The following is a 301-nucleotide window of genomic DNA, read 5'->3' as shown; positions in this document are numbered from 1 at the left end:
ATTGGGCTATCCGCAATGTCACTACTATAACGCTCATAAACCGCCTCGCCGAAAACCTGCCAATTCTCATTTACATAATGGCGATAATTGTAATTAAATCCAAACGAGCGAAATCCTCCACTCAGGTCGGTCTCATTCAGTCCCGATGCAACTGACTGCTCTGCATCTATACCAAAATCTTTATTGACATAATCACTATCGTGAAATACCAAAGCGATGGCAATTTCATGGCCGGTTCCGTCGTTCTGACCACCGAAGCGGTGCCCCACGCCAAAAAGACCAAGACTTCCGTTTTCACCGG

Annotated in this window: 1 protein-coding gene; it reads right to left on the bottom strand. The window is 46.2% G+C overall.

Annotated elements, in window-relative coordinates; all coding sequences use genetic code 11:
- Positions 1-301: MipA/OmpV family protein (locus A3761_RS01040; protein ID WP_197472698.1), on the bottom strand; the 301-nt coding region annotated here is incomplete at both ends.

The sequence above is a fragment of the Oleiphilus sp. HI0123 genome (genome assembly GCF_001635315.1).
This window is presented reverse-complemented; position numbering and strand designations above follow the sequence as displayed.